The sequence below is a fragment of the Blautia sp. CAG:237 genome, from assembly GCF_000436615.1.
Classification (GTDB): domain Bacteria; phylum Bacillota; class Clostridia; order Lachnospirales; family Lachnospiraceae; genus Blautia_A; species Blautia_A intestinihominis.
Window position 1 is genome coordinate 24,448 of the sequence record NZ_FR886687.1, and the last position, 10,642, is coordinate 35,089.

Consider the following 10,642-nt stretch of genomic DNA (forward strand, 5'->3'; position numbering starts at 1 on the left):
GCATGTCGTGTAGAATGCCAGCTCGTTTTTGTATCTGTTATGTGCACAAACAGAAACTTAAAAATCCTTTCCGGTAAATACCGCAACCGTTCTCGGGCGCATGATGAAGCTGTGGTCGATGCGCGGGTCTTCGCCGTCCGGGTAGCAGTAACGGCCGTTTTCGTCGCCGTAAGTGTTGACGCTTAAGTGCCATGCACCGTGTCCTTTGAGACTTGGAAGGGTGATTGTTACATCCTCCCAGTAGGTGTTGACTGCCACGTAAACGAGGTCGTCCCTGCCTTTTTCTTTGTCATAGCCGGTGAAGCTTACGCAGAAGGTGCGGGCATCTCTCGGGATATCCACTTCGTCTGCGTTGATGTTGTGAGTGTGGATAGGGTCCATGCCACAGACGGAATCCGGGAGCTTCTTGTGGATAACTGTGTGCTGCTTGCGGAATGCGATCATAAATTTGAAGAATTCAAAGAGATCGCGGTTTTTGTCAAGCATGCGCCAGTCGAGCCAGGAGATCCTGCTGTCCTGACAGTAGCTGTTGTTGTTTCCGTATTTGGTATTTCCAAATTCATCGCCGGAGAGGAACATCGGTGTTCCGCGGCTGCACATCAGGACGGCACAGGCATTGCGGATCATGCGGTAGCGAAGTGCGAGAACTTCCGGATCATCAGTTTCACCTTCGGCACCACAGTTCCAGCTTCGGTTGTCGTTTGCACCGTCTGCATTGTCCCATCCATTTGCTTCATTGTGCTTATCGTTGTAAGCATAAAGATCATAAAGCGTAAATCCGTCATGGCAGGTGAGGAAGTTGACGCAGGAATTATAACCTGCATAATTGCTCTTGTTATTTCCATAGAAACCGCCATAAAGGTCACCGGAGCCGGAAATACTCCAGGCTGCATCCCACGCCTGCCAGCAGTCGCCCTTGAGGAAGCTTCGCAGAGAATCACGGTATCGTCCGTTCCACTCTGCCCATCGTCCGCTCGCCGGGAAACTTCCAACCTGGTAAAGACCGCCGGCATCCCATGCTTCCGCGATCAGCTTGACATTGCTTAAGATCGGGTCATCTGCGAGGGTACGCAGAAGCGGCGGGTTGTTCATCGGAGAACCGTCTTCATTTCGTCCAAGGATGCTGGCGAGGTCAAAGCGGAAGCCGTCAACACGGTAATTGATGGTCCAGTAACGCAGGCATTCCAGGATCAGCTGCTGAACGACAGGATGGTTGCAGTTCAGAGTGTTTCCACAGCCGCTGAAATTGTAGTAATTTCCGTCCGGAGTCAGCATATAGTAAATGTTATTGTCGAATCCCTTGAAACTGAAGGAAGGTCCCTTCTCATTGCCCTCTGCGGTATGATTGAATACAACGTCGAGGATGACTTCGATCCCGTTTGCATGAAGTTCACGGATCAGTGTCTTGAGTTCTGTACCTTCTCTGTTGTGCTCGTTGGCAGAAGAGTAGCTGCTGTTCGGAGCAAAAAAGCTCACGGTATTGTAGCCCCAGCATTCGAGTAGCTGTGTTCCGTCGACTGTCCTTGCGTTCATGGTCTCATCGAACTCAAAGATCGGCATCAGCTCGACCGCATTGATACCGAGTTCCTTGAGATAGGGGATCTTTTCCATCAGTCCGGCAAAAGTGCCTCGATGCTGAACCCCGGAAGAAGGATGGTGTGTGAAGTTTCTTACATGCAGTTCGTAGATGATAAGGTCGCAGAGCTCCTTCTTGGACTGCGGAACATCGCCCCAGTCGAAGGTGTCCTTGACCACTCGTGCATGGTAGGTATGGTCCCAGCGGATCCCCCAGGTCCTCTGACCGGCAACAGCTTTGGCGTAAGGGTCGAGGAGAACATTGTTTTTGTTGAATAAGAGTCCTTTTTCCGGACAGTATGGTCCGTCTACGCGGTAAGCATACTCAAATTCGTCGATGTTCAGTCCATAGACGATCATGGAATAGACATCGCCGATTTTGTAAGCCTCAGGGAAAGGAAGGACGGCAAAAGGCTCCTCCTGTGCACGATGGAAGAGAAGGAGTTCGCAGGAAGTTCCTCCGCAGGTGTGAATGGTAAAGTTCACACCGTTCTGAAGCGGGGTAGCTCCATTCAGGTCAAAAATACCCGGCCGTACCGGAAAACCGTCGATTTCAGCCATAGGTGTTGATTCAAGCGGGTGGTCGGATACAAATTTATGGTGATAAGATTTCATGATGTTTTCTCCGTTCCTGTAGTATAAAAGTGGATCAGCAGCTTACTCCTGGAAAAGTTTCTCACATTTCTGGATGATCTGCTGATTTCTTGTCTCGTAGTCGACATGAAGTGGATGAATCTTGCCGGAAGCATACATTTCCATGCCCTGAAGCACACCTTCTTCACTGTCAGGCAGAAGTGTGCCGCCGTATTCTTTGAGGAAAGATCTGGCTCCATTGACATCACAGGCTGCGACAGGAAGTCCGAGCACATCTGCCTCCGGGACGACCAGAACCTGTCCCTCATAGAAAGAGGAGAGAATAAAAAAGTCGCAGCGTTTCAGCACCGGCATCGGATTACTCATGGATTTAAGAAGTACGATGTGCCGTCCGGATTCCAGGCTTCTGGCAAGACGGCGAAGGCTTTCGTACAGGTCACCCATTCCGCCGATGATGATAAGCCATGTCTTTGGATGGCTGTGCCAGAAGGTGTCAAAGGCACGGATCAGGCGTTCCTGACCTTTCTCCGGGGCGTATCTTCCGATGTTGATAAATTTCGTACCGGAGCAGTCCAGGATTTTCTGGAGTTTCCTAAGAGAGACATTGGACTGGGTTTCCGGGTCAAAGGTCAGTGGAAGTTCTGCTCTGGAACGGATATTTTCGACATCCATGTAGTTGGCGATCACCTGTACATTGTCTGTGCGTCCACCGATGCGCTCTACGGCAGGACGGATATCCTCGCCGACCGGAACAACATGGTCATATGCTGCATAAGCATGACGAAGAAGTGGCAGGCTTGGATTTCCCTTGGCCTGGATCTCACGTTCCATGTCGTTATGCACCCAGATCGTTCTGGTGCAGGGAGCCTGTTCAAAGAGTGCGATCATGTAATTCTCGTAGCCGTCATAGTGAACGACCTGGTCAAAGGCTGCGTTTCCGAAATGTTTCTGCCATTCCCGGCGGTATGCTTTCTCAAGCCGTTTCCGGATGCCAAAAGAAGTGATCCCCCATTTCAGATACAGGATCTGTGCCACAGCGGTGAGGACATCGAGGTTCATTTCTGTGGCGAGAGGGTAGTAATGGTATCCCTCCGGCATTCCATTAAGCCGTTCCGGATGCTCCTTGAGGGACGGGGAACGGTAGGAAATATAATAGTCGCAGGCATCCGTATCGAGATGGCGGAGCATGCTGAAGTATGCGGTCGTGATCCCGTTTGGCTTGAGGCTGCCGGCGTAGAGAAGGACTTTTTTCTTCGTTGTGACCGGCATTTTGTGTTCCTGACACAGATATTTGCCGAGAAGTACGTGGCGGCAGATATTGCGTGTCGCTTTCTGTCGGTCAAAGGTACAGTATTTGTCAAGAAATTCTCTGTCAGCACCGCCGCCCGGTTCCTGAAGTTCAGACAGGACTTCCTCCGGTGTTACTGCGATCGGGAACGGGTAGGAGCGGATGTCTTCGTACATGCCACGGTGTCCCATATAATCCTCAAGGTCATAGGCAAAGAGGATGATCTTACGACCAGTATTTGCAAAGTCGTACATGACGCTGGAATAATCTGTGATCAGCACGTCGCAGGCATTCAGTACATCGTAGGTGTCAAGTTCTGACGGGAACGGGCGGATGTGCCTGTAATTGTCGAGATCGAGCCCTTTCTGCACAAGTGGATGCAGCTTGAGAAGAAGAATCTGATCGTCCTGCATACCCTTATCAATTACCTCAAGATAACTGCGTACCTGCTCTACGTAGGTATCGCCTTCTACATCATCGGTATGTCCGCGGAAGGTCGGCATATAGACGCTGAGCTGACATCCCTGGTAGCCCAGGACTTCCTTGAGGAGCCTGCCGTGTTCCTGGTCGAAGAAAATAGAATTTCGCGGATAGCCCTCGCGGAGAATCGTTCCCCGATAAAGTTCTTTGAGGTTAAAAGCTCCGGACATTTTTTCTTCCATATATAAATTAGGAAAAACGAGATAGTCGGACATCAGGAGATTTCGCATGATATTTCCCATGTCATAGCGTTCTTCCTCGTTGTCCTGTCCCATGCGTTTGAGCGGGGTACCGTGCCAGACGTTGAGATAAACCTGGCCTTTTTTCTTGATATAACGTCCCGGGAAGGTGGTGTCGTTGATGAGGTAGCCGGCCTTTGCCAGATGGTAATAGTAGTCCGGGGTGCTCATATGAACAATCTTATCCACGGAAATGTGATAATGAGCGAGTTTTTTCTCAATCTGTTCACGGGAGCTCTTCTGAACTGCCAGGACTTTTCGGAATTTGCGGTATTCCGGACGGGAAAGTTCTGTAAGGATCGCAAGAATATTGCTTTCCAGGGAAATCCCGCTTCTGGAAGCAAGGAGGATCTCACGGCGGTCGATCGGCACCTTTTCATAAAAGGTATTATAAAAAGGATACCAGGTACCGCTTTTGAGCTTGCGTATCACTTTATTTTTGAATGAATTGTTTGAATCTGCCATAATATTTTACCCTGTAAAAAAATTTATAGTTATCAATGGACTGTTTATATACAGTATTTTTATATTTTATCACGAATAAATAAACATGAACAGGGATTAATATAAAAAGCCTTCCTCGGGGCGAATAACAGGGCAGATTTCACGAAAGTTATTGCTTTTTTGGCTGGATTATATTATAATCGTACTTGTAAAAAGAATTTACCCTTCAAAAATTTTTTTTACATAACCCCTTATTTAATTATTTATACTCCCCTGGAAATCCCTGGTAGCTCCCCTACCGGGGATTTCCTTTTATATAATAAATTTTGCTGCAAAACCTGCATAATTTTTGCCTCAGGAAGACATACTACCTGATGTAATAAGAAATAAAGATTGTTACTGTTCACAGTAACATGAACTACAGGAGGAATTTTCAAATGGCAAAAAATTATGAAAATGAGAACAAAACAAGCAACTACAGCACTGACAAAGCAACTTCAAAAAATGCGATGGGCAGCCAGAACAGCAGCAAAAATGCTTCCAGAAATTCTTCAAAAAATGCGTCCCGCAATAAGACATCTAACGCATATAATAAAGAACAGGATGACTATTCCGACAGATACTAAAGCGAAAACTTCAGGCAAATTTTCTCCCTTCTTCTTATGTAAAAAATAAAGAGCAGGCTTCGCCAGATAGGCGGAGCCTGTTCTGCGTTATGTGGTGCCAGGGATGGACAGCGGGAGGTTCCGGAAAGCAGGATCCTACATATAATATAAATAAAAAAGGAAGAATCATATGTTTCCTATCGAAACCATTTCTGCAAAAATGCTGGATTATTATGTGGACCGTCCGGACACACTGATCATAGATCTCCGGGAACCGGAGAGTTACCGAAAGAGCCATATCAGAGGAGCGGTAAACATTCCTTATGAAGAATTAAGCGAAAGTCCGCCGCTTCCGAAAGAAAAACTTCTTATCTTTTACTGCGACAGGGGCGGGGCAAGTATGGCTGCGGCACGTGATTATGTGCGGCGGGGATACAGAACAAGATCCGTTATAGGAGGATTTGGGGCATACAGGGGAAGAAATCGCACGTTTTCCGGATAAACAGGAATCCTCTGACTATGGAAAGAGCTTAGCCAGAGGATTTTTTGAAATAAGGCTACCGCAATCCCACTGGCTTTAGACGGTGGGTTAAGGTAGCCAAAAGTAAAAAAATGTTATATACTTGAGATATGCCAAAGGCACAAAGTTATTATCAAATATATGGAAACGGATAAAGATCATATCCATTATATGATAGAAACATAACCGACAATGTCTGTCAGGAAGATTGTGGATCTGATGAAAAGTTATACAACATATTATATTTGGAAGAGATATCCGGATTATCTGCGCAAACATTTTTGGAAAGAACATACATTTTGGACAGATGGGTATTTTGTATGTAGTGTAGGAAATGTATCAGAAGAAATGCTAAAAAATATATCGATGGTCAGGGATGAGAAAGAAGGTGGCAGTAAATGTTAAAAGCATATAAATATAGAATATATCCTAATATGGAGCAGAGAGTACAGATAGCAAAAACATTTGGCTGCTGCCGTTTTGTCTATAACCGTACATTGGCATATCGGAAAGAAATGTACGAAAAAGAGAAAAAGTCTGTCAGCAAAACAGACTGCAATAATTACTGTAACAGAGAATTAAAGAAAGAAAATGAATGGCTGAAGGAAGTAGATAAATTTGCACTGACGAATGCCATTTATAATATGGATTCTGCATATCAGAAATTTTTCAAAGAACATGCAGGTTATCCGAAGTTTAAGAGCAAACATGACAGTCACAGATCATACACAACAAATTTTACAAATGGCAATATAGCAGCAGATTTTGAGAGAAATAAAGTAAAACTGCCTAAACTAAAGGAAGTAAAAGCAAAGCTGCATAGAAACTTTAGCGGGCAGATAAAGTCAGCAGCCGTATCTCAGGTACCAAGTGGAAAGTACTATGTATCATTATTGGTGGAAACGGAACATGAGGAACTGCAGCATACCAGTCATAGTATAGGTTTAGACTTGGGAATTAAAGATTTATGTATTACTTCTGCTGGAAAGAAATACATAAATCCCCAAATTATCAGGAAACATGAGAAGAAACTGATAAAATTGCAAAGGCAGTTAGCACATAAAGAAAAGAGAAGCCAAAATTACTATAAGATCAGGAAAAAGATAGCGTTATGCCATGAGAAGATAACAAATACCAGAAAAGATTATCTGCACAAGATCTCACATGAGCTCATCAGCGAAAACCAAGTGATAGTTTCAGAAGATCTACAGATAAAAAATATGGTAAAAAATCATCATCTGGCAAAATCTATAAGTGATGTATCGTGGTATGAGCTGACAAGGCAGTTAGAATATAAGGCAAAGTGGAATGGAAGGGAATATGTAAAAACAGATACATTTTATGCAAGCAGCCAGTTGTGCTCTGCATGTGGATATCAAAATACAGAGACGAAAGATCTGTCAGTAAGGGAATGGATATGTCCTGTTTGCGGGACGAAGCATGACAGAGATATTAATGCTGCAAAGAATATATTGGCAGAGGGATTAAGAAAAACAGCATAAGAAAATCAAATAATAGGGCAGGAATTGCCCGAATTAACGCCTGTGGAGTTAGTAGGTTACGAGGACGATGAAGCAGGAAGCCCATTGGCTTTAGACAATGGGTAATTCACAGTAGAATAAAAGAATGATATACTGGAAAAAAAACTGATAGGAGAAACTTGCTATGAAATATATGTTTGCATCAGATGTACATGGTTCCGCCTTTTACTGCCGTAAAATGCTGGAAGCATACAGAGAAGAGGGCGCAGAGCGTCTGGTTCTGCTGGGCGACCTGCTCTATCACGGACCAAGAAACGATCTTCCGAAGGAATATGCTCCGAAGGAAGTGATCGCAATGCTCAACGAAATGAAAAATGAGATCTATGCAGTTCGAGGCAACTGTGAGGCAGAAGTAGACCAGATGGTACTGAATTTCCCGGTGATGGCAGATTACTGCATTCTGGCGATCGACGGGCTGACTTTTTATGTCACACATGGACATGTCTATAACGAAAACAACCTTCCGCCGTTCCGTGAAGGGGACATCCTGATCCACGGACATACACATGTGCTCAAGGCAGAGCAGAGAGAGGGCTACATCCTTCTGAATCCGGGTTCTGTTTCCATTCCGAAGGAAGGAAATCCACCGACCTACGCAGTACTGGAAGACAAAGTATTCACAATTAAAGATTTTGATGGAAATATCATCAAGGAAATGAGGCTTGCATGAAATATATGGAACTGATCGCACCCTGTCACTTTGGTATGGAAGCGGTTCTGAAACGTGAGATCCTGGATCTGGGATATGAGATCAGCAAAGTAGAAGACGGAAAAGTTACTTTTCTGGCAGATGCAGAGGGCATCGCACAGGCAAACATGTTCCTCCGCACCACAGAGCGTATCCTTCTCAAGACAGGAGAGTTCAAGGCAGTGACTTTTGACGAACTGTTTGAGAAGACCAAGGCGATCCCGTGGGAAGAATATATCCCGAAGGATGGTAAATTCTGGGTGGCAAAGGCAAACTCCGTAAAAAGTGCTCTGTTCAGCCCGTCTGATATCCAGTCAATCATGAAAAAGGCGATCGTAGAACGACTCAAGAGCGTCTATGGGATCTCCTGGTTCCCGGAAGATGGAGCAAGTTTCCCGATTCGTGTTGCTTTTATGAAGGATGTGGCAACAATTGGGATCGACACTTCCGGCGTCTCCCTGCACAAACGAGGATACCGTCAGATGACCGTCAAGGCGCCGATCACAGAGACACTGGCTTCCGCGCTGATCATGCTGACTCCGTGGAACAAAGACAGGATCCTTGTCGATCCTTTCTGCGGAAGTGGAACTTTCCCGATCGAGGCTGCGATGATGGCAGCAGACATGGCACCGGGAATGAACCGTTCTTTCCTTGCAGAAGACTGGAAGCATCTGGTTCCACGTAAATGCTGGTATGATGCTCTGGAAGAAGCGCAGGACCGTGTAAATCTCGATATTGAGACAGACATCCAGGGTTACGATATCGATCCGGAAGCCCTCAAGGCAGCACGTTCCAATGCAAAGATGGCAGGAGTGGACAAGCTGATCCATTTCCAGCAGAGAGCAGTCAAGGATCTGAGCCATCCGAAGCCGTATGGATTTATCATCACGAACCCGCCATATGGCGAGCGTCTGGAAGAAAAAGAAGCCCTTCCGGCACTTTACAGAGAGATCGGAGAGAGTTTCCGCCGTCTGGACAAGTGGTCCATGTACCTGATCACATCCTACGATCATACAGAAAACGATATTGGCAAAAAAGCGGACAAAAACCGTAAGATCTATAATGGTATGCTGAAGACTTACTACTATCAGTTCCTTGGTCCGAAGCCGCCGAAGAGGAGAAAAGATTCATGAAAAAAGTGATTTTTGCAACAGGAAATGAAGGCAAGATGAAAGAGATACGTGAGATCCTCGGAGATCTTGACATCGAACTTCTTTCCTTAAAAGATGCCGGAATTCACGTCGACATCGTAGAAGATGGAAAAACATTCGAAGAAAACGCCCAGATCAAGGCAAAAGCGATCCGCGACCTGACAGGAGAGATCGTTCTTGCAGACGATTCTGGCCTGGAGATCGACTATCTCAACAAAGAGCCGGGAATCTATTCTGCGCGATATATGGGAGAGGATACCTCCTATCATATCAAGAACGCCAAACTGATCGAACGCCTCGAAGGAGTCCCGGATGAAAAAAGAACCGCCAGATTCGTCTGTGCGATCGCAGCGGCTTTTCCTGATGGAAGCGTCAAGACCGTAAGAGAGGCAATGGAGGGCAGGATCGGCTACGAAGAAAGCGGAGCCAACGGCTTCGGCTACGACCCGATCTTTTATCTCCCGGAGTACGGCTGCACCTCAGCAGAACTCTCCATGGAAGAAAAAAACAAGATCAGCCACAGAGGGAAGGCTCTGCGCGCCATCAAGGACGCACTCCGATGAAAATCCTCGTAGTCAGCGACACCCACGGCAGAGACGAAAACTTCGAACAGGCAGTCATGCAGGAAACTCCCTTCGACATGCTGATCCACTGCGGTGACGTAGAAGGCAGAGAAATCTTCATAGAAGCCCTCACCGAGTGCCCCTGCCATATCGTTTCAGGAAACAACGACTTCTTCTCAGACCTTCCAAGAGAAGAAATAGTAGAAGCAGGCAACAACCGGATCTTCGTCACCCACGGCCACTACTACGGCGTTTCCATGGATATCACAGGTGTCATCGATGAAGCCAAAGACCGCGGCTGTAACGCCGTCTTCTTCGGCCACACCCACAAACCCCTTCTGGAAACCATAGACGGTGTCCTAGCCCTAAATCCCGGAAGCCTGACCTACCCCCGCCAAAGAGGCCGGCGGCCAAGCTACGCCATCGTAAACCTAGACCAAACCGGTCACCTAACCGCCGAACTAAAACACCTATAACAATTATTTAATAAGCTAAACAAAACTGTACAAAAGAAAGCCCATAAATAAGACCGCAACGCACCTCTTATTTATGGGCTTTCGCCACCAACAATCTGAAAAAAGACCAGATTCCCCTTGCCCACACGGCAACCAGGAATCCGGTCTTTCTTCTACACATTACAAATCTGAAACACCAAGGCTCATGCTTCCAAAAAAGCCCAGGGTGTGCAGAGGGACTGGTGAAGTCCCTTTGCGAAATATCCCCACGCAGTGGGAAACTGGATCATAAGGCTTCCAAGCCTTATAAAAAATGCGGATAACAGGACTTGAACCTGCACGTCGTTCAACACCAGAACCTAAATCTGGCGCGTCTGCCAATTCCGCCATATCCGCAGGATAGGATAGCATCCAAACTTCCTAATAAAATAATAAAAAACACTATCTAAACGATAGTGTTTCAAGTGAGACATCGGGGATTCGAACCCCGGACAACTTG

General features: G+C 46.3%; 9 protein-coding genes, 1 tRNA gene and 1 pseudogene. 8 read left to right on the forward strand and 3 right to left on the reverse strand.

The annotated features are described in order from the left end of the window. Window positions 1-57 precede the first annotated feature (57 nt). Window positions 58-2,190: a glycogen debranching protein gene (locus QZL69_RS02585; protein ID WP_022213664.1), complete on the reverse strand. Its 2,133-nt coding sequence runs from the start codon at window positions 2,188-2,190 to the stop codon at window positions 58-60. A 42-nt stretch (window positions 2,191-2,232) separates the two neighbouring features. Then, window positions 2,233-4,641 carry a CDP-glycerol glycerophosphotransferase family protein gene (locus QZL69_RS02590; RefSeq protein ID WP_022213665.1) on the reverse strand — a complete coding sequence of 803 codons (2,409 nt, stop codon included), beginning with the start codon at window positions 4,639-4,641 and terminating at the stop codon, window positions 2,233-2,235. A gap of 416 nt (window positions 4,642-5,057) precedes the next feature. Between QZL69_RS02590 and QZL69_RS02595 the strand changes: the two genes are divergently transcribed. From QZL69_RS02595 to QZL69_RS02630, 8 genes and pseudogenes are all read left to right on the forward strand, one after another. Then, window positions 5,058-5,246 (forward strand): hypothetical protein, encoded by a 189-nt coding sequence (locus QZL69_RS02595; protein ID WP_022213666.1) that lies wholly within the window; start codon window positions 5,058-5,060, stop codon window positions 5,244-5,246. A gap of 169 nt (window positions 5,247-5,415) precedes the next feature. Further along, entirely contained in the window at window positions 5,416-5,727 is a 312-nt protein-coding gene (locus QZL69_RS02600; RefSeq protein WP_022213667.1) for a rhodanese-like domain-containing protein, read from the forward strand. A 108-nt stretch (window positions 5,728-5,835) separates the two neighbouring features. After that, a pseudogene (gene tnpA, locus QZL69_RS14060) lies at window positions 5,836-6,125 on the forward strand (IS200/IS605 family transposase); the annotation flags it as partial. A gap of 18 nt (window positions 6,126-6,143) precedes the next feature. After that, window positions 6,144-7,247 carry an IS200/IS605 family element RNA-guided endonuclease TnpB gene (gene tnpB, locus QZL69_RS02610; protein WP_022213669.1) on the forward strand — a complete coding sequence of 368 codons (1,104 nt, stop codon included), beginning with the start codon at window positions 6,144-6,146 and terminating at the stop codon, window positions 7,245-7,247. Window positions 7,248-7,410: 163 nt separating this feature from the next. After that, window positions 7,411-7,956, forward strand: coding sequence for a phosphodiesterase (gene yfcE / locus QZL69_RS02615; RefSeq protein ID WP_022213670.1), 546 nt, complete (start codon window positions 7,411-7,413; stop codon window positions 7,954-7,956). Further along, on the forward strand, window positions 7,953-9,107 hold the full coding sequence (locus QZL69_RS02620) for a THUMP domain-containing class I SAM-dependent RNA methyltransferase (RefSeq protein WP_022213671.1): 1,155 nt from the start codon (window positions 7,953-7,955) through the stop codon (window positions 9,105-9,107). The genes yfcE and QZL69_RS02620 overlap by 4 nt, the downstream gene beginning before the upstream one ends. Then, complete coding sequence (locus QZL69_RS02625; RefSeq protein ID WP_022213672.1) at window positions 9,104-9,688, forward strand: XTP/dITP diphosphatase; 585 nt, start codon at window positions 9,104-9,106, stop codon at window positions 9,686-9,688. Before QZL69_RS02620 ends, QZL69_RS02625 begins: the two co-directional genes overlap by 4 nt. Next, window positions 9,685-10,164, forward strand: coding sequence for a metallophosphoesterase family protein (locus tag QZL69_RS02630; RefSeq protein ID WP_022213673.1), 480 nt, complete (start codon window positions 9,685-9,687; stop codon window positions 10,162-10,164). The genes QZL69_RS02625 and QZL69_RS02630 overlap by 4 nt, the downstream gene beginning before the upstream one ends. A gap of 293 nt (window positions 10,165-10,457) precedes the next feature. Here the strand turns inward: QZL69_RS02630 and QZL69_RS02635 are convergent. Continuing rightward, window positions 10,458-10,539, reverse strand: a tRNA-Leu gene (locus QZL69_RS02635). Window positions 10,540-10,642: the final 103 nt, after the last annotated feature.